The organism is Streptomyces sp. NBC_01450 (assembly GCF_036227505.1).
In the GTDB taxonomy this organism is placed as follows: domain Bacteria; phylum Actinomycetota; class Actinomycetes; order Streptomycetales; family Streptomycetaceae; genus Streptomyces.
Genome location: NZ_CP109480.1, coordinates 7,135,669 through 7,156,425, shown reverse-complemented (window position 1 = coordinate 7,156,425; position 20,757 = coordinate 7,135,669). Strand labels below are relative to the sequence as shown.

Sequence of the window (20,757 nt, the reverse complement as noted above, 5' to 3'; positions counted from 1 at the left end):
CGACTTCCCGACTTCCCGTCTTCCCGACTTCCCGATTACGCCGTGGGCCAGGGCACCTGCGGTGAGCGGTAGTAACCGATGCCCAGGGCCTCCCAGCGCGGCCCCTGCGCCGCGAGCCGCACCTTGTAGGTGTCCCAGTCGTGCGTCGACGCGGGCGACCAGCCGAGCTCGGCCGCTCCGGGCAGCCGCGGGAAGGTCATGTAGTCGATGTCGGCCCCCGTGACGATGGTCTCCGTCCACAGCGGCGCCTCGACACCCCGGATCGCCGAAGCCGGGGCTCCCGGAAGGTAGGCGCCCGGATTCCAGTCGTACGCCCGTTTCACCTCCACCAGGCCCGCCCAGTCCTGCCCGAGCGGGGTGTCCGCGGTGTACTTCATGTCGAGGTAGACCCGGTCGGCGGGCGACAGCACGAGCCCCGTCCCGTTCCGCGCGGCCGCGGCGACCTGCGCCTTCTCCGTGGCACTGGTGTCGTCGAGCCCCCAGTACTGCGCGATCGCGCCCTTCACCGGGTGCGCCCCGGTCAGCTGGTGCCAGCCGATCACGGTCTTCCCGTACTTGGCGACGACCGGCTGCACCTTGTCCATGAAGGCGACGTAGTCGGCGTGGCTGGTGGAGTGGGCCTCGTCCCCGCCGATGTGGAGGTACTTGCCCGGCGTGAGTGCCGCCAGCTCCCGGACGACGTCGTCCACGAAGTCGTACGTCACCGGCTTGGCCACGCACAGCGAGCTGAAGCCGACGTCGGTGCCGGTGTAGAGCGGGGGCGCGGTGCCATTGCAGTTCAGCTGGGCGTACGAGGCGAGCGCGGCGTTGGTGTGGCCCGGCATGTCGATCTCCGGGACGACCTCCAGGTAGCGGGAGGCCGCGTACCGCACGATCTCCTTGTAGTCGGCCTTGGTGTAGGAGCCGCCGTGTCCGCCGCCGACCTGGGTGGAGCCCCCGTACGTGGCGAGCCGCGGCCAGGAGTCGATCGCGATGCGCCAGCCCTGGTCGTCACTCAGGTGCAGATGCAGCTTGTTGACCTTGTAGAGGGCCAACTCGTCGATGTAACGCTTGACTTGCGCGACGCCGAAGAAGTGCCGGGAGACGTCGAGCATCGCGCCGCGGTAGCCGTAGCGCGGACTGTCCTTGATGGTGCCGCCGGCGACGAGCCAGGGGCCGGGCTGCACGGAGTTCTTCTCGACGGCGGCGGGCAGCAGCTGGCGCAGGGTCTGGACGCCGTGGAAGAGCCCGGCGGGCGCGGCGGCCGTGATGGTGACGCCGTTTCGCCCGCTGTCCAGGCGATAGCCCTCGGCACCCGAGGACCCCGCCGCGATCCGCAGCCGGATACCACCCGTGCCGTGCGTGGTGACGGGCAGTCGGTACCCGGTGGAGGGACGCAGGACGTCGGCCAGATACGTGCCGACCCGGCGGCCCTCCGGCGAGTCCTCGACCCGGATACGGGTGCCGTCGGTGATGCGATACGGGGATCCGCCCGCGTCGACCGAGGCGGGAGCCGGCACCACCTGCCCGAGCGGGGTCGCGGTGCGGCCCGACTCGGGGTGTGCCGCACCGACGACTGAGACACCGGCGGCCGCCACGAGCAGCAGCGTACCGAGGAGGCGGGGCGTTCTGTGCTGTCTCACATGCGCTCCCTTCGAAGGACCCTGCAAACGAATTGCGGATGGGTATAGACCACTCTTCCGCAGACCCGGTGAAACAATCCTCCTCATGGCGGAAATCATCCAGAAGGACGGGACGTGGACCTTCGACGGCGACGCGCTGCGGCTGACCCCGGGGCGCGACAAGAACGTGAGCCTGCTCCGCAAGACCTTGGGTGAACTGACCGTCCCGCTGGGTGCGTTGGCGGGAATTTCCTTCGAACAGGGGAAGAAGAGCGGGCGGTTGCGGCTCCGGCTGCGCGACGGCGCGGACCCGCTGCTCCAGGCGACCGGCGGCAAGCTCACCGAACCGAACGACCCCTACCAGCTCACCGTGGAGTCCGACCGCTACGGCGTCGCCGAGTACGTCGTGGACGAGGTCCGGGACGCGCTGCTGCTGGACCGGGTGCCGACCGACCCGGTCGACGGCTATCTGCTCCCGGGCCCCTCCGTGCCGCTGTCCGTCTCCGCCGGCGACGGCACCGCGAGCTTCGACGGCGAGCGCGTACGCCTGGAGTGGAACTGGAAGACCGAGGACTCCAAGTCCGCCGCCGGAACCCGCTCCCTCGCCCTCACCGACCTCACCACCGTCGAGTGGCATCCCGCGGTCGGCCTGGAGAACGGCTACCTCCGCTTCACCGTCCGCGGCGCGGAGACCAAGGCACCACCGAAGTACGACCCCAACTCCGTAGAACTGTGGGGCTTCAAGAAGGACCCGCTGATGGCCCTGGTCGCGGCGGCGGTACAGGCCCGGCTGCCCCATCCCACGGCATCTCCGCAAGCCGCGCAGGCGGCGGAGCGGCCCGCCGCGATCGCCCCGGAGGACGACCACGACGCCCTGCTCCGCCGGCTGCGCGAACTGGGCGACCTCCACAAGTCCGGCATTCTGACGGACGAGGAGTTCGCCACGGCCAAACGGGCGGTCCTCAAGCGGATGTAGGAATCCGCGACGAGAACCGCCCGCCGGCCCGCGGCTAACGAACCCGTCGAGCCACCGTGAAGTGGTCGACCTCCGCACCCGTCTCGGCAATCCCCCGCACCGTCAGCGTGGCCAGCCGGCCCTTGTGCGCAGGGGTGACATCCACCCGGAGGAACGAGTAGTTGAGGTAGCGCACCCGGGACCAGGCGACCGTCTCGTTCTGCTTGCCGTCCTTGAGGTTGATGAAGGAGGCGACGGAGTCGACCTCGTTCTCGTGGCCCTCGTACGACTCCGGGGCGGTGAACGCGTACAGGCTGCGCCCCGCCGCGCCCGCCGTCACGTACACGACACCGTCGGTCTCCGGGTACGCCGTGCCGCCGATCGGCAGCTTCTTGGTGACCGCGTTGCCCTTGATGACGTCCGTGCGCTCGTACTGGTGGTTGTGGCCGTTGATGACCAGGTCCACCGTGTACTTCTCGAACAGCGGCACCCACTCCTGTCGCACGCCCCCCTCCGAGGCGTGCGCCGTGGAGGTGCAGTACGCGCAGTGGTGGAAGAAGATCACGATGAAGTCGACGTCCTTGGACGCCCGGAACTTCTTGAGCTGGCCCTCCAGCCACTTCGTCTGCGTTCCCCCGGAGATGCCCAGGTTCGCGGGGATCTCGAAGGAGATGTCGTTGGCGTCCAGCGAGATGATCGCCGTGTTGCCGTAGACGAAGGAGTAGACGCCGGGCAGGTTCTTCTTGTCGGGCCCGTTGTCCGGAAGCGTCCAGCGCGCCTCCTCGCCGCCGTAGCCGTTGGGCGAGTACCAGGCCTCCATGTCGTGGTTGCCGTACGCGGGCATCCACGGGACCTGCTTGGCGACCGTCTCGGTCTGGGCGAGGAACTGGTCCCAGATGCGCGAGTCGAAGCCGGTGTCCTCCTTCTTGCCCGCGCCGGCCGGGTCCGCGTACGCGATGTCACCGGCGTGCAGGTGGAAGGCCGGGTTCTGGCCGAGCAGCAGGGCGTCGTTGGCGAGGCCGTGGTAGCCGACGCCCTCGTCGCCGAAGGCCGTGAAGGTGAACGGCTCGGCGTGCGAGGGTGCGGTGGTGAAGGTGCCGAGCGTGCCCAGCAGGTGGGGCGCGCAGGGGTCGAAGCCCGCGTGACCGACGCCGTAGTAGTACGTCTTGCCGGGGCGCAGGTGGGTGAGCTTGGCGTGCAGGTAGTACTGCGTGTGGTCGCCGCTGGCGCCGACGCCGGCCGGGGTGTAGAGGGTGCGGACCTCGGCCTCGATCTTGCGGGAGAGGTCCCAGGGGTGGGCGCCGATGCGGATGAACGGCTTCTTCACCTCGGCCGGAACCTGCCAGGAGACCGTGATCTCCGTGCGGGGGTCGTTGCCGAAGGCGAGGTGACGGCCGAAGGGGGCGACGAGGGCGCCGTCGACCTTCTCCGTCGAGGTGGCCGTGGCCCGCGTCGGGACCGCGGCCTGTGCGACGGCGCCCGGCACGAAGGTGCCGCCCGCGACGGCGCCGAGGGTCACGGCCCCGCCTCTGATCATGTTGCGCCGGGAGAACTTGGCGCGGAGATACTCGTGCTGCTCTGCCATGGTCATGCGCTCGGCGAGCTTCTCCGGTACGCCCATGCGTGGAGTGTCCATGGCCACAGAAGTTGCTCCCGGCAATCGACGCGGCACAAGACACAGGATGGACAGCTTGCTAACAGACCCCCATAAGACCTTCAACAGCCGCTTGCCCGATATCGGGCAGGATTCTTGCGAATCGGCTCCTCGTACCTCAGGATCATCGGGTGCACGACGAACTTGTTGATCATCTGACGCGCTCCACCCCCCTGAACCGGGGCGAGGCACTGCGGGTGGTCCAGGACGTGCTCGCCTACTTCGACGAGACGACCGAGGAGTACGTCCGTCGCCGCCACCGCGAGCTCCAGGCCCAGGGCCTGGTCAACGCGACGATCTTCGAACGGATCGAGGCGGACCTGAAGTACCGCGCGGTCGCGCCGCCGGAGCTCACGCTCAGGCAGCTGCGCCGCATTGTCTACGGCTGAGGAATACATATATATGTGCGGAATCGTCGGATACATCGGCAGGCGTGATGTGGCACCGCTGCTGCTCGAAGGCCTCCAGCGCCTGGAGTACCGCGGCTACGACTCGGCGGGCATCGTCGTCACGACGCCGAAGTCGACCGGTCTGAAGATGGTCAAGGCCAAGGGCCGGGTCCGTGACCTGGAGGCCAAGGTCCCCGCGCGCTTCAAGGGCACCACCGGCATCGCCCACACCCGCTGGGCCACCCATGGCGCCCCTTCCGACGTGAACGCCCACCCCCACATGTCCGGCGACAGCAAGGTCGCGGTCGTCCACAACGGCATCATCGACAACGCCTCCGACCTGCGCAAGAAGCTCGAGGCGGACGGTGTCGAGTTCCTCTCGGAGACCGACACCGAGGTCCTCACCCACCTGATCGCCCGCTCCCAGGCGGAGAAGCTCGAGGACAAGGTCCGCGACGCACTGCGGGTGATCGAGGGCACGTACGGCATCGCGGTCCTGCACGCCGACTTCCCCGACCGCATCGTGGTGGCCCGCAACGGCTCCCCGGTCGTCCTCGGCATCGGCGAGAAGGAGATGTTCGTCGCCTCGGACATCGCCGCCCTGGTCACCCACACCCGCCAGATAGTGACCCTGGACGACGGCGAGATGGCCACCCTCAAGGCCGACGACTTCCGTACGTACACCACCGAGGGCACCCGTACGACCTCCGAGCCGACCACCGTGGAGTGGGAGGCGGCCTCCTACGACATGGGCGGCCACGACACGTACATGCACAAGGAGATCCACGAGCAGGCCGAGGCCGTGGACCGGGTGCTGCGCGGCCGCATCGACGACCGGTTCTCCACCGTGCACCTCGGTGGCCTGAACCTGGACGCCCGCGAGGCACGCCAGATCCGCCGTGTGAAGATCCTCGGCTGCGGCACCTCGTACCACGCGGGCATGATCGGCGCCCAGATGATCGAGGAGCTCGCCCGTATCCCCGCGGACGCGGAGCCGGCCTCCGAGTTCCGCTACCGCAACGCGGTCGTCGACCCCGACACCCTGTACGTGGCCGTGTCCCAGTCCGGTGAGACGTACGACGTACTGGCCGCCGTGCAGGAGCTGAAGCGCAAGGGCGCGCGGGTGCTCGGTGTGGTCAACGTCGTCGGCTCGGCGATCGCCCGCGAGGCGGACGGCGGCATGTACGTCCACGCGGGCCCCGAGGTCTGCGTCGTCTCGACGAAGTGCTTCACCAACACCACCGTCGCGTTCGCGCTGCTCGCCCTGCACCTCGGCCGCACCCGCGACCTGTCGGTCCGTGACGGCAAGCGGATCATCGAGGGCCTGCGCAGGCTGCCCGCGCAGATCTCGGAGATCCTGGAGCAGGAGGACGAGATCAAGAAGCTGGCCGAGGAGTACGCCGAGGCCCGCTCGATGCTCTTCATCGGCCGCGTCCGGGGCTACCCGGTGGCCCGTGAGGCCTCCCTGAAGCTCAAGGAGGTCTCGTACATCCACGCCGAGGCCTACCCCGCCTCCGAGCTCAAGCACGGCCCGCTGGCCCTGATCGAGCCGGCCCTCCCCACGGTGGCGATCGTCCCCGACGACGACCTCCTCGAGAAGAACCGCGCCGCCCTGGAGGAGATCAAGGCCCGCAGCGGCAGGATCCTCGCGGTGGCGCACCAGGAGCAGGAGAAGGCCGACCAGACGATCGTCGTCCCGAAGAACGAGGACGAGCTGGACCCGATCCTCATGGGCATCCCGCTGCAACTCCTCGCCTACCACACGGCGTTGGCCCTGGGCCGCGACATCGACAAGCCGCGCAACCTGGCCAAGTCGGTGACGGTGGAGTAGTAATCCACCAGCCCACCGAAGCGACAATTGAGCAACCCCCGCGGCTAGTGCCGCGGCACTAGCAACCACCTCCGCGAGAGCGGCGCCGGTTTAGGCGCACAACACGAGAACGGGTCCCTGTGCCACGCCACCAGCGCACAGGGACCCGTTCCTTCAGGGGGCCGGGGCCGCCCATGCCCCGGCCCGCGCCAGCCTCAGCCGGTGGCCGTCACCCCCCGGCCGGCGGCGCGCCCGGGCAGTGCGGTGGGCCAGTGAGCCATGGCCGCCGTGGCCCCGTACCAGGCCAACAGGCCACCCACGGCGGCGAACCACCCCGCGGCCTTCGTCAGCCCACTGGAGTCGCCGAACTGCCCGATGGCGAGCAGAAGGAGCGACACGAAGAGCAACGCGTACGTGCCCCGTACGAGCGTCGAGGCGCCGGAGGCCGCGGCGGTCAGGCTCAGCGCGACGAGCGCGAACAGGAGCAGGAAGAGACCGGTCGCGTTGGCGGACATCTGCGTGCCGGCCGTGACGCCCCAGGTGAACCAGAACGCGCCGAGTGCCGTGAAGGCCGTACCGGTGAAGGCGTCGTGGTCACGGAAGGCGAACAGCCCGGCTATGAAGAGCGCGACGCCACCGACGTAGGTGGCGAGGGAGACGGAGTCGGCCGCTGTCACGCCGTCGATCACTTGGGTGTGACCGAGGCCGAAGAGCAGCAAGGTGAGGCCGAGCGCGAGGTGGCCGAGGGTCGAGGTGATGCTTCCCGCGGAGACGTCATTGTCCACGGCGGGCTCCCTTCATGCATGTGCAGTTGTGCTGCGTGGTACCGGCCGTACGGTTGGTCCGGTGACCGGTATGTACCCTTCACAAGGGCACAAACCACCTCTACGCGCGAGTAGGTTCATGCCGTTCCAGGCACCCGCCAAAGGGAGTTGACGGTAGGTCAGGAGACAGGCCGGGCGATCAGGTCACGGGATGACGATCACCGGGCGCTGCGCGCGCTTCGCGAGCCGTCCGGCCACCGAGCCGAAGATACGTCCGACGATGCCGTGCGTGGAGCCGACGACGATCGCGTCCGCCTCGTACTCCCGCCCCACCTCTTCGAGTTCGTGGCAGATGTCACCGCCACGCTCGACGAGGATCCAGGGCACCTCGGCCAGATATTCGGCGCACGCGAGTTCGAGTCCGAGCACCTCGGTGCGATGGTCGGGCACGTCGACGAAGACCGGTGGTTCACAGCCCGCCCACACCGTGGTGGGCAGCCGGTTCGCGACATGCACGATGATCAGGCCCGAGCCGGAGCGGTGGGCCATGCCGATCGCGTAGGCGAGGGCACGCTCGCTGGACGTCGAACCGTCGAAGCCGACGACGACGCCGTGTTTGAAGGCAGGATCGCAGGACTGGCGGGGTTCTTCCGCCGCCAGGGGCTCGGGCGCCGTGGGATCGGCGAGCGGGCGCTTGCGGTCCGCGGGATCGAAGAATTCGTGACCGGCCATGGGTATCTCGGCGTTTGGATCCTCGTGGTGGGGACGACAACGTGCGGCAGAGCTGTGTCCGGGAATCATCTTCCCAACCCCATACCCCCAAGGGTACGGCGGCACGCCTCCTCTGCCCAGATCCCGCGCGCACTGCGCGGCGTTCCCCGGAGCATGCATGAGAGGCGCCCGTAACGCAATGGTTGCTGCCCCGTACAGGCGGTTTGCACAGGGTTCACCCAGGCTCCAGGCCTTTCGTAGGTGACCGGCGGGTCGAACAGGCGTTGAACCGATGAGCCACTGCCATGGAGAGCACTGGAGTACCAGGGAACCAGGGAGCAGACCGTGCCAGGACCAGAGACCGCGTCCCCCTCCTCCCCGGCGCCCGCCACGCCGCCCCCCGGGCCGGACACGGCGAGCGAGGTGGTGCGGTGGGCGGCCTTCAGCTGCGTCCTGGTCCCCGTCGTCCTCGTCGGATTCGGCACCTCGCTCGCCGGCGCGGCGGGCACGGCGCTGGGCCTGGCGGCCGTGACCGGTGCCTGCCGGGTCCTGCTGCGCCAGTCCGAACGTGTCGCGGCCCGCCTCCACGCCGAGGAGCCGGCCCCCTCCCGGGCCCGGCACAGCAGGACCGGCCGCCGCGACGGCGCCCCGCACCACCATCACGGCCGCCCCGGGCGTGGCCGCCGGGGTCGCCCCGAAGCGCCCCGCGGGGAGAGGGCCCCCGGCATCCCGGATCTCGGCGACGGGGGACGCGGAGAAGCGGGCGGCGACGAGAGGGGAAGCGTCACGTGGGACGGCGGCGACAGGGGAAGCGGCCCGCGGGACGGCGGCGACAGGGCCCACGGCGAGACGTCCCACGCCGAGGGGATCGCCCCCGACACCCGGAGCCCGACCGGACAAGACGAACACCCGGGAAACCTGATCACCTGGGACCGGACCCCGCAGAGCCTGATCACATGGGGCCAGGGCCCCCAAGGCCCCCAGAGCACCGGTCCCCGAGGCCGAGAACCACAGCGTCCGAGCACCCAGGAGTGGCCCCCCTACGCCCGAGACGCACAGGATCCGGACACGTACGCCTGAGACGCCCAGGGCCCGGACACGCCCAGCCGGGACACCCGGCGCGGTGCCCCCTTACGGCGGCGGCTGGCTCGATCACCCCGCGCGGCACCGTGACGCCCGGGATTTGGCCGACTCGCACATCATGAACGGCTTGCAGGGCAGGAGTGGCCCGAGGGGGCGCACAGGGGCGGCCGTCACGGCGAAGGAAAGAAGCCGGTTGACTGACCGGTTTACGCGCACGCCCCCGCTTCTTTTCAGCCAACTTCGGCCACCCGCGCATCCCTTGCTCGAACGACCCCCCAACCCCCGTTCCACCTGCGCCGAAAGGCCCCTGGAGGGCGCGCGCACCCTATGGGGATTGGCCACTGACACGAGGCGCACTTCCCTGCACGGCCCACGAGTGCAACGCTTCGTGATCGAATGCTTCACGCCAAGTTGCCATGTCGACATTCTGCCGAGTGCCGAACTGGTCACCTTGGCGCCACTGGACACAGTAGATTCGATCTTGACTGTCTTACGGCGGGGGACTCGTGCAGGACCGAGGGGAAACGTGCAGGAGCGACACAACCGAGGAGCCGCGACCACCGAGGGGGGCTTAGCAGTATGAGCCACGACTCCACTGCCGCGCCGGAAGCCGCGGCCCGGAAACTTTCCGGGCGACGCCGCAAGGAGATCGTCGCGGTGCTGCTGTTCAGCGGCGGCCCCATCTTCGAGAGTTCCATACCGCTGTCGGTGTTCGGGATTGACCGCCAGGACGCCGGCGTGCCGCGCTACCGACTTCTGGTGTGCGGCGGCGAAGAGGGCCCACTGCGGACCACAGGAGGCCTGGAACTCACCGCGCCGCATGGCCTGGAGGCGATCTCGCGGGCGGGCACCGTCGTGGTGCCGGCCTGGCGTTCGATCACCTCTCCGCCACCGGAGGAGGCGCTCGACGCGCTGCGCCGGGCGCACGAGGAGGGAGCCCGCATAGTCGGACTGTGCACCGGCGCCTTCGTGCTGGCCGCCGCCGGACTGCTGGACGGCCGACCGGCGACGACCCACTGGATGTACGCACCGACGCTGGCCAAACGCTACCCGTCGGTCCATGTCGATCCACGAGAACTCTTCGTGGACGACGGAGACGTGCTGACCTCCGCGGGTACGGCGGCCGGAATCGATCTCTGTCTGCACATCGTGCGGACGGACCACGGCAACGAGGCGGCCGGCGCGCTGGCCCGCCGTCTTGTCGTGCCGCCGCGCCGGAGCGGCGGTCAGGAGCGCTATCTCGATCGATCTTTACCAGAGGAGATCGGCGCCGACCCCCTCGCGGAGGTCGTCGCCTGGGCGCTGGAGCACCTCCACGAGCAGTTCGACGTCGAGACGCTGGCGGCACGCGCGTACATGAGCCGCCGCACCTTCGACCGCCGGTTCCGCTCGCTCACGGGGAGCGCTCCCCTGCAGTGGCTGATCACTCAGCGCGTACTGCAGGCGCAGCGGCTGCTGGAGACCTCCGACTACTCGGTCGACGAGGTCGCCGGACGCTGCGGCTTCCGTTCACCGGTCGCGCTGCGGGGTCACTTCCGGCGTCAGCTCGGCTCGTCCCCGGCCGCGTACCGGGCGGCGTACCGTGCGCGCAGGCCGCAGTCGGAGCGGCCGTCGGACGTGGACGGCTCCGCCGCGGGCCAGGCCGGGCCACCGCCCGTCCTGAGCCAGGAGAACCCGGTGCCGCCGCAGACCCGCCGCACGGCGGCCGCCACCTCCCTGGGCCCGTCGACGTCCCTGTCGACGGAGCCGGGCAGGACGGGCACCGAGCTGTACGCGGCCGGGCGCCTGCCGGGGCAGCGCAGCGCGCCCTGAGGCGATGACGCGAGACGGTGGCGGCCCGGGACCCGACGAGGGTCCCGGGCCGCCGCCGTACCGGGCCACCACGCAGGTCACCGCCGTCCCGGATCTGCCCGTGCGCCGGAGCGCGCCGTAGGGTTAGGGCCATGAACGATCGCATGGTGTGGATCGACTGCGAGATGACCGGGCTCTCGCTGTCGGACGACGCACTCATCGAGGTGGCCGCGCTGGTCACCGACTCGGAACTGAATGTGCTCGGTGAAGGGGTGGACATCGTGATCCGCCCTCCGGAGCGGACGCTGGAGACGATGCCGGACGTGGTGCGCCAGATGCACACGGCCTCCGGCCTCCTCGACGAACTGGCCGAGGGCGCGACCCTGGCCGACGCCGAGGCACAGGTCCTCGCCTACGTGCGTGAGCACGTCAAGGAGCCGGGCAAGGCCCCGCTGTGCGGAAACTCCGTCGGCACGGACCGGGGTTTCCTGTCGCGTGACATGCCGGCCCTCGAGGACTACCTCCACTACCGCATCGTGGACGTCTCCTCGGTGAAGGAGCTGGCCCGCCGCTGGTATCCCCGGGCCTACTTCAACAGCCCGGAGAAGAACGGCAACCACCGCGCCCTCGCCGACATCCGCGAATCCATCGCGGAGCTCCGCTACTACCGCGAGGCGATCTTCGTCCCGCAGCCCGGCCCCGACTCCGACACCGCCCGCACCATCGCTGCGAAGCACGTACTGCCCGCCGAATGACGCATGTCCGGGGCCCCGAGGGACCCCGGAGAAAGCCTGGCGCGAGCACCCCCTCGGACCCTGTACACTTTTTCTCGGCCGGTCAGGGAAACCAAGACCGGTCGTGGTGGGTGTAGCTCAGCTGGTAGAGCACCTGGTTGTGGTCCAGGATGTCGCGGGTTCAAGTCCCGTCACTCACCCTCTGAGAGGGAGCCCCTCATCTGCGAAGGCGGATGGGGGGCTCTTTCGTGACCCGGCTCACCGAGACCGAACAGTTGTACTGAGTTCGCTCGCGAGAGGGAAAGATCGACGGCTGCTGCCTATACACTCCAGCTTGCGCGTCCGGGGGGGAGCCGGTCGTCATGACGACCGGCGCCGTGACCAAGTGCGCATCACCCATGCCATCTCATCTCGTGCTCGAGCATGCCAGCAGACGTCGGTGCCTGTGCCCGACTGCTGCCCCGAGGCCGCTCGCGAGGGCCCGGATCGGCAGGCCCCCCGGCTCCACACGGTCATCGGAAAGCAGAGAATTTCATGGCAGAGCGGCAGTACCTCGGTCAGGGCACCAACACCTCCTGGGAGAAGTTCTGGTACGTCCTGGGCTGCGTCTACTTCGGCGCCGCCTACTTCCAGAAGGTCCCGGTGAAGAAGGCGCTGAGCGAGTACGGACTGGTCGAGATGACCGGTGCCGAGAAGTTCTGGTACGTCGTCCAGTGCATCTTCTTCGGCGCCGGCTACTTCGCGAAGGTCACCATCAAGAGGGCGCTGTCCGAGGTGCGGAACACCGGCGCGGTCCCGACGGTCTGAGCGCCCTGACCGTCCACCGCTCTCAAGGCAGCGGACGCCTTCGTGAATCCGCCGCCGGGGGTACCTCCCGGGAAACCGTGAACACTTAAGCGCTTAAGTGTTCACGGTTCCTGGCCCATGGGGTGGGACCGACGTCACCGAGCCGATCCGCGCGCACCGCCCCGGGTGCCCTCTACGCTCACCCAATGCCCCCACCCCACCTGCCCGCCCACACCCTGCGCACCGCCCGCCTCGATCTCCTCCCCCTCCGCGTCGAACACGCCGGGGAAATGGCCGAGGTGTTGTCCGACCCGGCGCTGCACACGTTCATCGGCGGCGCACCCGCCACTCCCGAGGCCTTGCGTTCACGCTATGAACGTCTCGTCGCGGGCTCCCCCGACCCGGCCGCCGTCTGGTGCAACTGGGTGCTGCGGCCGCGCGAGGAGGGATGTCTCGTCGGTACGGTCCAGGCGACGGTCACCGGGGAGGTCGCGGAGATCGCCTGGGTGGTGGGCACGCCCTGGCAGGGGCGGGGGTTCGCCGGGGAGGCGGCACGGGAGCTGGTCGGCCGATTGGGCGAGGAGCCCGGCGTCCGTACGGTCGTCGCGCACATCCACCCCGCCCACCGGGCCTCCGCGGCCGTCGCCGCGACGGCCGGGCTGAGCCCGACCGACCGGTACCAGGACGGCGAAGTCCGGTGGGAGCTGCCGCTACGGCGGTGACCTCAGCCGGTGTGCGAGCGACCCGCGGCCCGCCACGCGTCGGCGAACCGATGGACGTCCTCGAAGCGTTCCTCGGGTTCGGACCGGGTCGCCCGGACGATCACCGCCTGCTGAGCCGGGGTGCCCCGCCAGGCACGTTCCTCGTCCCCCGCGTCCAGGAGGAGCCGGGCGGTGCGGCCGAGGGTGAAGACGGTCGTACGGGTGTCGATCACGGCCCCGCACACGAACTCCTCGGGGGCCATGAACCGGCGCGAACCCGGCAGGCGTTCCTCCTCGACCACGAACGGGCCCGGCCGGTACTCGTCGAGGTCGACCAGATGGACGACGTCGCCCCTGAAGTCGTACAGCAGCGCGCCGTCGTAGAAGTCGACCGCGACATGCCCGGCGAGCTCCACCGCGAGATGGGCGTCGAGCACCCGTTCGAAGGCGGCCAGGACGAGGGAGGTCGGCAGGGCGCGGAAGCGGGCCATGGGGGTGCCCGGGCCCGTACGGTCGCGCGGTCCGCCCAGCATGGCCGGGTACAGCACCTCGCCCTCCCGCCAGGGCATCACCACGGCCGCGCCGCCGCGTCCCACGGCGATGCGGTGGACCTGCGGGACGATCGCCCGGTGCCGTACGGCCCGGTGGAAGGCCCAGGCCCGTTCGAGCGAGCGCCGGCCGCGGTCGGTCACCGCCTCCTTGACGAACCAGCGCGCCCCGTCGAGCAGCCGGACGCCGTACGACACGCATCCCGAGTCCTGCTCCCGGAACGCTTGGAACACCTCCCCCACCCTGCCCAGGTAGGGCTCCATGGCGGGCACTTCATCGACTCCGAGCAACGGATGGAGGACCATACCGATCAGATTGCCCTATCGAAGCCTTTCCGCGCGTCAGGACGAGGCCCGTACCACCAGTTCGGACGGCAGCACGACCTGTCGCTTCTCCAGACCGCGCGAGACCGCGGGGCGGCGGTCGGCGATCTCCCCGAGCAGGAGGTCGATCATGGCGCGGCCCATCTCCTCGATCGGCTGGCGCACGCTCGTCAGGGGCGGGTCCATGTGGCGGGCGATGGCGGAGTCGTCGTACCCGACGAGCGCCACGTCGTCGGGTATGCGGCGGCCCACCTCGCGCAGGACCTGGCGGGCGCCCGCCGCCATCACGTCCGAGCCCGCGAACACCGCGTCCAGGTCCGGGCAGCGGGCGAGCAACTCGGTCATCGCGCGCCGGCCGCCCTCCTCGGTGAAGTCGCCCGGGATGATCAGCCGGTCGTCCGCCTCGCGTCCGGCCGCGCGCAGACCCTCTCGGTAGCCGTCGACACGGCGCTGGGCACCGAAGACGTCGAGACGGCCCGCCAGGTGGACGATCCTCTGACGTCCCCGGGCGATCAGGTGCTCGACGGCCATGCGGCCTCCGCCGTAGTTGTCGGAGTCCACGGACGGCAGCGTCTCGTCCGCCGAGCGGCGACCGCTGATCACGGCCGGGATCTCCAGCTGGGAGAGGAGGTCGGGCAGCGGGTCGTCGGCGTGGACGGAGACGAGGAGTACGCCGTCGACGCGGTGCGCGGCCAGATACTGGGCGAGGCGCTGCCGCTCCCGGTCGCTGCCCGCGAAGATCAGCAGCAGCTGCATCTCGGTGTCGGAGAGCTCCGCGCCGACACCGCGCAGCATGTCCGAGAAGTAGGGTTCCGCGAAGAAGCGGGTCTCGGGCTCGGGGACGACGAGGGCGATCGCGTCCGTGCGGTTGGCGGCGAGGGCGCGTGCCGCCGTGTTCGGGACGTAGCCGAGTTCGGCGACCGCCGCCTCGACGGCCGCGCGGGTCGCGTCGCTGACCCTCGGGGAGCCGTTGATCACCCGGGAGACCGTGCCGCGACCCACGCCCGCGCGTGCCGCGACCTCTTCCAAGGTCGGCCGGCCGCCTCCCCGGCCCCGCGCTCCGTGGCTTGCCATGGTCCGCCTCCCGTCGACATCGCGCGCTCCGCGACTGGCCTGGAATCTAACAGTCCCGATCACCACCGTGACCCCGGCAACCCGTACGTGGACGAGGTCGCGCGCCGATCCCGGCCAGGGGCCGCGGCCGACCGTCCCGCCGGGGCCAATACCCCACTGACACGAGCCACTTCAACCGTCCGCCGAACCCTCTCGCGGCCACCCCCGGAGTTAGCTAACAGGCCGATAACTGAACGCATCTCTCCGCGTCGGCTCCCTTGACACCCCCGCGTGAACCGACGACTCTTCAACACATCACCTGTGGGAGCGCTCCCACGGTACCTGACACATACACATCCCGCACGTTCCCCGCCCGAGCCGCAGCGAGAAACAACGGGCCCAACAGTGCAGTTGGCCGGGGGGTCGGCACGTCAGGCAACAGGAGGACGCAATGCGCACGATCACCCGTCGGTCCCGCAGTCTGGGGGCCCTCGCGGCCGTCGCCGCGCTGACCACAGGGCTGCTGGCCGGCTGCGCCGACGACAGTGGTGGAAGCAGCGGTGGGAGCAGCGGCGACACGGGCGGAGGCAAGGGCAAGACCACGATCACCTTGGGTCTCTTCGGCACCCAGGGATTCAAGGAGGCCGGTCTCTACACCGAGTACGAGAAGCTCAACCCGAACATCAAGATCGCCGAGAACGTCGTCGAGCGCAACGAGAACTACTACCCGGCGCTCGTCAACCACCTCACCACCAACAGCGGTCTGCAGGACGTGCAGGCCGTCGAAGTCGGCAACATCGCCGAGGTCGTGGGGACCCAGGCGAGCAAGCTCGTCGACCTGTCCAAGGTCTCGGGGGTGAGCAAGACCAACTGGCTGGACTGGAAGTGGCAGCAGGCCACCACCCAGGACGGCCAGACGATCGGACTCGGCACCGACATCGGCCCGATGGCGATCTGCTACCGCAAGGACCTCTTCCAGCAGGCCGGCCTGCCCACCGACCGCGACAAGGTCGGGCAGCTGTGGGCGGGCGATTGGAGCAAGCTCGTCGCCGCCGGCGAGACGTACAAGAAGAAGGCGCCCAGCGGCACCACCTTCATGGACTCCCCCGGTGGTCTGCTCAACGCGGTCATCAGCAGTGAGCAGGAGAAGTTCTACGACTCCTCCGGCAAGGTCATCTACAAGACGAACCCGGCCATCAAGAGCGCCTTCGACCTGACCGCGAAGGCCGCCTCGGAGGGGCTGGTCGGCGCGCAGACGCAGTTCCAGCCGGCCTGGGACACGACGATCGCCAACAGCAAGTTCGCCGCGGTGGCCTGCCCGCCGTGGATGCTCGGCTACCTCAAGGGCAAGTCGAAGCCGGACGCCGCGGGCAAGTGGGACGTGGCCGCCGCGCCCAAGTCCGGCAACTGGGGCGGCACCTTCCTGACCGTGCCCAAGAGCGGCAAGCACGTCACGGAGGCCGAGAAGCTGGTCACCTGGCTGACCGCGCCCGCCCAGCAGGCCAAGCTGTTCAACGTGCAGGGCAGCTTCCCGAGCGCACCCGGTGCCTACAGCCTGCCCCAGGTGACCGACGCGAAGAACACGATGACCGGTGACACACCGATCGGCAAGGTCTTCGCCGAGGCCGCCAAGGCCATCCCGACCCAGGTGATCGGCCCGAAGGACCAGATCATCCAGCAGGGTCTGACCGACAACGGCGTCATCCTCGTCACGAAGGGCAAGTCGGCCGCGGAGGCCTGGAACACGGCCACCAAGACCATCGACAACAACCTGGAGAAGTGACCGGTATGGCCACCCGGCACGACACCGCCGCGCCCCCCGCCGAGGAGGGGGGCGCGGCCCCGGGCCGTCCGCCCGCCGACGCCGTATCCGCCGCGCCCGACGAGAAGGACCGGCGGCGCCGGGCCCGGTTGTCCCGCCGCTGGCAGCGGGACCTGCGGTGGAGCCCGTACGCGTTCGTCTCACCGTTCTTCCTGCTGTTCCTCGCGTTCGGCCTGTTCCCGCTGATCTACACGGGCTGGGCCTCGCTGCACACGGTGGAGCTGACGGCGCCCACCGACATGCAGTGGGCGGGCCTGCGCAACTACACCCGCATCTTCGACGACGACTTCTTCTGGAACGCGGCGAAGAACACCCTGACCATCGGGATCATCTCGACCGTCCCGCAGCTGCTGATGGCGATGGGCCTCGCCCACATCCTCAACTACAGGCTGCGCGGCTCGATCTTCTACCGGGTCATGATGCTCGCGCCGTACGCGACGTCGATCGCCTCCGCCTCGCTCGTGTTCGTGCTGCTCTTCGGCCGCGACTACGGCATGATCAACTGGGCGCTGCACGCCATCGGTTTCGACAAGATCGACTGGCAGAACGACAAGTGGCCCTCCCAGATCGCCGTCTCGACGATCGTCATCTGGCGCTGGACCGGCTACAACGCGCTGATCTACCTGGCGGCGATGCAGGCGATCCCGCACGACCTGTACGAGTCGGCGGCCCTCGACGGGGCCAACCGCTGGCAGCAGTTCCTCCATGTGACCCTGCCGTCGCTGCGGCCGACGATCCTGTTCACCGTCGTCGTCTCGACCATCGGAGCGAGTCAGGTCTTCGGCGAGCCACTGCTGTTCGACGCCAACAAGGGCGCGTCCGGCGGTGCCGAGCACCAGTTCCAGACACTCGGCCTGTACCTCTACGAGCAGGGCTGGGTGAACCAGCACCTGGGCCGCGCCTCCGCGATCGCCTGGACGATGTTCCTGATCCTCATCGTGATCGGGATCGTCAATTACGTCATCTCGCGCCGGCTGCGCGCCAGTAGTTAAGGAGAACCGGCCGTGACGACGACCCTGACGAAACCCCCGGCGGACGCGGTACCCGAACCGCCGAAACGTCTGCGACGCCCCAAGTCGGCACGCGCGGGCGGACAGATGCACGCGGGACCCCTCGCGTACGTCATCCTCGCGCTGTTCACGATCGGCTCGCTGGGCCCGCTGGTGTGGACCGCGATCGCCGCCTCCCGCGACACCAACCGGCTGGCGCAGTCCCCGCCGCCCTTCTGGTTCGGCTCGAACCTCTTCCACAATCTCGACGTCGCCTGGACGGAGGCCAATCTGGGCGAGGCCTTCGTCAACACCACGTTCGTGGCGGGTGTTTCGGCGGTGACCGTGGTCTTCCTGTCCACGCTCGCCGGATTCGCCTTCGCCAAGCTGCGTTTCAAGGGCCGGGGCGCCCTGATGCTGATCGTCGTCGGCACGATGATGGTGCCGCCGCAGCTCAGCGTGATCCCGCTCTACATGATGGTCGCCAAGCTCGACTGGACCGACCAGCTGCAGGCGGTGATCTTCCCGTCGCTGGTGAGCGCGTTCGGGGTGTTCTTCATGCGGCAGTACCTGATCCAGGCGCTGCCGGACGAGCTGATCGAGGCGGCCCGTGTCGACGGCGCGAGCAGCTGGCGGGTGATCTGGCACGTGGTGTTCCCGGCCGCCCGGCCCGCCATGGCGGTGCTCGGCATGCTGGTGTTCGTGCAGACGTGGAACGACTTCCTGTGGCCGTTCCTGGTGCTCACCCAGACCGGCAACCCGACCGTGCAGGTCGCGGTCGCGGGCCTCGGCCGCGGCTTCACCCCCGACCAGTCCCTGATCATGGCGGGCGCACTGCTCGGCACGCTGCCGCTGCTCTTCGTCTTCGCCCTGTTCGGCAAGCAGATCGTCGGCGGCATCATGCAGGGCGCCGTCAAGGGCTGACCTCTTTCCGCCGGCGGGATAGAGGGGCCGGGCCACCACGGCCATGGCCCCTCCTCCCCCTCTCTTCCCTCCCCTCCCCTCCCCTCCCCTCTTCTCTTCTCCCCTCTTCCCTCGCCCTCTTCATTTCCGTCGGTCTCCACGACCTCCTATGGGAGCGCTTCCATGCCTGAGTCCGCATCGCCCGTGACCTTTCCCCCCGCCTTCCTCTGGGGCGCGGCGACCTCCGCGTACCAGATCGAGGGGGCGGTACGGGAGGACGGCCGTACGCCCTCCATCTGGGACACCTTCAGCCACACGCCGGGCAAGACGGCCGGTGGCGAGACCGGTGACATCGCTGTCGACCACTACCACCGCTACCGCGACGACGTGGCCCTGATGGCGGAGCTTGGCCTGTCCGCGTACCGCTTCTCGATCTCCTGGTCCCGGGTGCAGCCGACGGGTCGCGGCCCCGCGGTCCAGCGGGGCCTGGACTTCTACCGCAACCTCGTCGACGAGCTGCTCTCGCACGGCATCAAGCCGGCCATCACGCTCTACCACTGGGACCTCCCGCAGGAGCTGGAGGACGCGGGTGGCTGGCCGGAGCGCGACACGGCGTTCCGTTTCGCGGAGTACGCGCAGATCGTGGGCGAGGCGTTGGGCGACCGTGTCGAGCAGTGGATCACCCTCAACGAGCCCTGGTGCAGCGCGTTCCTGGGCTACGGCTCGGGTGTGCACGCGCCGGGCCGTACGGACGCGGCGGCGTCGCTCAAGGCGGCCCACCATCTGAACCTGGCGCACGGTCTGGGCACCACCGCGCTGAGGTCCGCGATGCCGGCCCGCAACACGGTCGCGGTCAGCCTGAACTCGTCGGTGGTCAGGCCCCTTTCACCGTCACCGGCGGATCTGGCGGCGGTACGGCGCATCGACAACCTGGCCAACGGCGTCTTCCACGGTCCGATGCTGCACGGCGCCTACCCGGAGGGCCTGTTCGCGGAGACCTCCTCGATCACGGACTGGTCGTACGTCCTGGACGGCGACCTCGCGGTGATCAAGCAGCCGCTCGACGCGCTGGGGTTGAACTACTACACCCCGACGCTGGTGTCGGCGGCTTCGGAATCGTCCGACGGCCCTCGCCCGGACGGCCACGGAGCGAGTGCCTACTCGCCGTGGCCGGGTGCGGACGGTGTCGCGTTCCACCAGACTCCCGGCGAGCGTACGGAGATGGGCTGGACGATCGACCCGACCGGCCTGCACGACCTGATCATGCGCTACTCGCGGGAGGTCCCGGGCCTGCCGCTGTACATCACGGAGAACGGCGCGGCCTACGACGACAAGCCGGACCCGGAGGGCCGCGTCCACGACCCCGAGCGCATCGCGTACCTGCACGGCCACCTGGCGGCGGTCCGCGGTGCGATCGCCGACGGCGCGGACGTACGGGGCTACTACCTCTGGTCCCTGATGGACAACTTCGAGTGGGCGTACGGCTACGGGAAGCGGTTCGGGGCGGTGTACGTCGACTACGCGACCTTGAGCCGTACGCCCAAGTCCAGCGCGCACTGGTACGGGCAGGTGGCACGGACGGGGTCGCTGCCGCCGGCGACGTCGGTCGACGCCGAGTAGGTCGTTCGGTTCCTTTGTCCGGGGGCGGGGGAGGGGCGCGGCGCCTGGGGGGGTGCCGCGCCCCGACGCGTATCACGTGCGCGTGACGCCCGATCAACGCCCGAGCTCGAACCAGGTGGCCTTGCCCGGCCCCGGCCCGTGCGTGCACACGCCCCAGGCGTCGGAGCCGTACGAGATGAGCTGTATGCCGCGGCCTTCTTCGGCGTCGGGGCCGGGCGTGTGGCAGGTGGGCAGGCCCGGGGCCTCGTCGTGCACGAGGACGCGGAGGCGGTGGGGGTCGGTCCAGCCGGCGTAGAGGGTCAAGGGGGTGGTGCTGTCCTTGCCGGCGCAGGCGTTGATGGCGTTGGTGACGGCTTCCGAGGTCAGCAGCACCGCGGTGTCGGTGAGTTCGGGGCGGTGGGAGGCGGCGAGGAGAGTACGGACGGTTTCGCGGGCGGCGCGGACCCAGACGGGGTGGGGCGGGAAGACGAGGGAGACGTCGGTGGGGGCGGGGAGGGGGTGTGGGGGGTCCTCCATGAG

19 protein-coding genes and 1 tRNA gene are annotated in these 20,757 nt (G+C 69.6%); 13 read left to right on the top strand and 7 right to left on the bottom strand.

The genetic code is table 11. The annotated features are described in order from the left end of the window. Positions 1-35: 35 nt before the first annotated feature. Positions 36-1,622, bottom strand: coding sequence for a beta-N-acetylhexosaminidase (locus OG568_RS31905; RefSeq protein ID WP_329534029.1), 1,587 nt, complete (start codon positions 1,620-1,622; stop codon positions 36-38). A gap of 85 nt (positions 1,623-1,707) precedes the next feature. Between OG568_RS31905 and OG568_RS31900 the strand changes: the two genes are divergently transcribed. Further along, positions 1,708-2,577 carry a DUF4429 domain-containing protein gene (locus OG568_RS31900; protein ID WP_329534028.1) on the top strand — a complete coding sequence of 290 codons (870 nt, stop codon included), beginning with the start codon at positions 1,708-1,710 and terminating at the stop codon, positions 2,575-2,577. A 34-nt stretch (positions 2,578-2,611) separates the two neighbouring features. Here OG568_RS31900 and OG568_RS31895 read toward each other — a convergent pair whose 3' ends face one another. After that, positions 2,612-4,177, bottom strand: a complete 1,566-nt coding sequence (locus OG568_RS31895; protein WP_329536515.1) for a purple acid phosphatase family protein — start codon at positions 4,175-4,177, stop codon at positions 2,612-2,614. A gap of 164 nt (positions 4,178-4,341) precedes the next feature. Between OG568_RS31895 and OG568_RS31890 the strand changes: the two genes are divergently transcribed. Both OG568_RS31890 and glmS read left to right on the top strand, forming a co-directional pair. Then, the gene (locus tag OG568_RS31890) at positions 4,342-4,599 is read left to right on the top strand and encodes a hypothetical protein (RefSeq protein ID WP_266413732.1); all 258 of its coding nucleotides are present in this window, start codon (positions 4,342-4,344) and stop codon (positions 4,597-4,599) included. A gap of 13 nt (positions 4,600-4,612) precedes the next feature. After that, the gene (gene glmS / locus OG568_RS31885; RefSeq protein WP_266413731.1) at positions 4,613-6,430 is read left to right on the top strand and encodes a glutamine--fructose-6-phosphate transaminase (isomerizing); all 1,818 of its coding nucleotides are present in this window, start codon (positions 4,613-4,615) and stop codon (positions 6,428-6,430) included. A gap of 194 nt (positions 6,431-6,624) precedes the next feature. On the opposite strand, the gene OG568_RS31880 is transcribed toward glmS, so the two are convergent. Together OG568_RS31880 and OG568_RS31875 are read right to left on the bottom strand one after the other, a co-directional pair. Continuing rightward, positions 6,625-7,194 carry an acetate uptake transporter gene (locus OG568_RS31880; protein ID WP_266582612.1) on the bottom strand — a complete coding sequence of 190 codons (570 nt, stop codon included), beginning with the start codon at positions 7,192-7,194 and terminating at the stop codon, positions 6,625-6,627. A gap of 183 nt (positions 7,195-7,377) precedes the next feature. Beyond that, positions 7,378-7,905 carry a universal stress protein gene (locus OG568_RS31875; protein WP_266413729.1) on the bottom strand — a complete coding sequence of 176 codons (528 nt, stop codon included), beginning with the start codon at positions 7,903-7,905 and terminating at the stop codon, positions 7,378-7,380. 324 nt (positions 7,906-8,229) lie between these two features. On the opposite strand from OG568_RS31875, the gene OG568_RS31870 reads away from it, so the two are divergent. The 6 genes from OG568_RS31870 to OG568_RS31845 all read left to right on the top strand — a co-directional run bounded on the left by OG568_RS31870 (position 8,230) and on the right by OG568_RS31845 (position 13,000). Continuing rightward, the gene (locus OG568_RS31870; protein WP_329534027.1) at positions 8,230-8,964 is read left to right on the top strand and encodes a hypothetical protein; all 735 of its coding nucleotides are present in this window, start codon (positions 8,230-8,232) and stop codon (positions 8,962-8,964) included. Between the two features lie 582 nt (positions 8,965-9,546). Then, positions 9,547-10,779, top strand: coding sequence for a helix-turn-helix domain-containing protein (locus OG568_RS31865; RefSeq protein ID WP_266413728.1), 1,233 nt, complete (start codon positions 9,547-9,549; stop codon positions 10,777-10,779). Between the two features lie 131 nt (positions 10,780-10,910). Beyond that, positions 10,911-11,513: an oligoribonuclease gene (gene orn, locus OG568_RS31860; RefSeq protein ID WP_329534026.1), complete on the top strand. Its 603-nt coding sequence runs from the start codon at positions 10,911-10,913 to the stop codon at positions 11,511-11,513. Between the two features lie 106 nt (positions 11,514-11,619). Further along, positions 11,620-11,692 (top strand) — tRNA-His (locus tag OG568_RS31855). A gap of 334 nt (positions 11,693-12,026) precedes the next feature. Next, positions 12,027-12,299, top strand: a complete 273-nt coding sequence (locus OG568_RS31850; RefSeq protein ID WP_266413726.1) for a hypothetical protein — start codon at positions 12,027-12,029, stop codon at positions 12,297-12,299. Positions 12,300-12,484: 185 nt separating this feature from the next. Beyond that, on the top strand, positions 12,485-13,000 hold the full coding sequence (locus OG568_RS31845; protein ID WP_329534025.1) for a GNAT family N-acetyltransferase: 516 nt from the start codon (positions 12,485-12,487) through the stop codon (positions 12,998-13,000). Between the two features lie 2 nt (positions 13,001-13,002). Here OG568_RS31845 and OG568_RS31840 read toward each other — a convergent pair whose 3' ends face one another. Continuing rightward, a complete protein-coding gene (locus tag OG568_RS31840; protein WP_266413724.1) occupies positions 13,003-13,833 on the bottom strand; it encodes a serine/threonine protein kinase in 831 nt (276 codons plus the stop codon). 36 nt (positions 13,834-13,869) lie between these two features. After that, positions 13,870-14,925 carry a LacI family DNA-binding transcriptional regulator gene (locus OG568_RS31835; protein WP_266413723.1) on the bottom strand — a complete coding sequence of 352 codons (1,056 nt, stop codon included), beginning with the start codon at positions 14,923-14,925 and terminating at the stop codon, positions 13,870-13,872. A gap of 430 nt (positions 14,926-15,355) precedes the next feature. On the opposite strand from OG568_RS31835, the gene OG568_RS31830 reads away from it, so the two are divergent. From OG568_RS31830 to OG568_RS31815, 4 genes are all read left to right on the top strand, one after another. After that, on the top strand, positions 15,356-16,687 hold the full coding sequence (locus OG568_RS31830) for an ABC transporter substrate-binding protein (RefSeq protein WP_329534024.1): 1,332 nt from the start codon (positions 15,356-15,358) through the stop codon (positions 16,685-16,687). A gap of 5 nt (positions 16,688-16,692) precedes the next feature. Next, positions 16,693-17,718, top strand: a complete 1,026-nt coding sequence (locus OG568_RS31825) for a carbohydrate ABC transporter permease (protein WP_329536514.1) — start codon at positions 16,693-16,695, stop codon at positions 17,716-17,718. A gap of 12 nt (positions 17,719-17,730) precedes the next feature. Then, positions 17,731-18,639: a carbohydrate ABC transporter permease gene (locus tag OG568_RS31820; protein ID WP_067380947.1), complete on the top strand. Its 909-nt coding sequence runs from the start codon at positions 17,731-17,733 to the stop codon at positions 18,637-18,639. Between the two features lie 162 nt (positions 18,640-18,801). Beyond that, on the top strand, positions 18,802-20,238 hold the full coding sequence (locus OG568_RS31815; RefSeq protein ID WP_329534023.1) for a GH1 family beta-glucosidase: 1,437 nt from the start codon (positions 18,802-18,804) through the stop codon (positions 20,236-20,238). 93 nt (positions 20,239-20,331) lie between these two features. Here OG568_RS31815 and OG568_RS31810 read toward each other — a convergent pair whose 3' ends face one another. Then, positions 20,332-20,754 (bottom strand): ATP-binding protein, encoded by a 423-nt coding sequence (locus tag OG568_RS31810; RefSeq protein WP_329534022.1) that lies wholly within the window; start codon positions 20,752-20,754, stop codon positions 20,332-20,334. Between the last annotated feature and the right edge of the window lie 3 nt (positions 20,755-20,757).

Coding starts and splice junctions, on each gene's coding strand:
- OG568_RS31825 (WP_329536514.1), top strand. CDS start 16,693: ATGGCCACCCGGCACGACACCGCCGCGCCCCCCGCCGAGGAGGGGGGC.
- OG568_RS31810 (WP_329534022.1), bottom strand. CDS start 20,754: ATGGAGGACCCCCCACACCCCCTCCCCGCCCCCACCGACGTCTCCCTC.
- glmS (WP_266413731.1), top strand. CDS start 4,613: ATGTGCGGAATCGTCGGATACATCGGCAGGCGTGATGTGGCACCGCTG.
- OG568_RS31865 (WP_266413728.1), top strand. CDS start 9,547: ATGAGCCACGACTCCACTGCCGCGCCGGAAGCCGCGGCCCGGAAACTT.
- OG568_RS31845 (WP_329534025.1), top strand. CDS start 12,485: ATGCCCCCACCCCACCTGCCCGCCCACACCCTGCGCACCGCCCGCCTC.
- OG568_RS31835 (WP_266413723.1), bottom strand. CDS start 14,925: ATGGCAAGCCACGGAGCGCGGGGCCGGGGAGGCGGCCGGCCGACCTTG.
- OG568_RS31850 (WP_266413726.1), top strand. CDS start 12,027: ATGGCAGAGCGGCAGTACCTCGGTCAGGGCACCAACACCTCCTGGGAG.
- OG568_RS31815 (WP_329534023.1), top strand. CDS start 18,802: ATGCCTGAGTCCGCATCGCCCGTGACCTTTCCCCCCGCCTTCCTCTGG.
- OG568_RS31830 (WP_329534024.1), top strand. CDS start 15,356: ATGCGCACGATCACCCGTCGGTCCCGCAGTCTGGGGGCCCTCGCGGCC.
- OG568_RS31840 (WP_266413724.1), bottom strand. CDS start 13,833: ATGGTCCTCCATCCGTTGCTCGGAGTCGATGAAGTGCCCGCCATGGAG.
- OG568_RS31895 (WP_329536515.1), bottom strand. CDS start 4,177: ATGGGCGTACCGGAGAAGCTCGCCGAGCGCATGACCATGGCAGAGCAG.
- OG568_RS31900 (WP_329534028.1), top strand. CDS start 1,708: ATGGCGGAAATCATCCAGAAGGACGGGACGTGGACCTTCGACGGCGAC.
- orn (WP_329534026.1), top strand. CDS start 10,911: ATGAACGATCGCATGGTGTGGATCGACTGCGAGATGACCGGGCTCTCG.
- OG568_RS31875 (WP_266413729.1), bottom strand. CDS start 7,905: ATGGCCGGTCACGAATTCTTCGATCCCGCGGACCGCAAGCGCCCGCTC.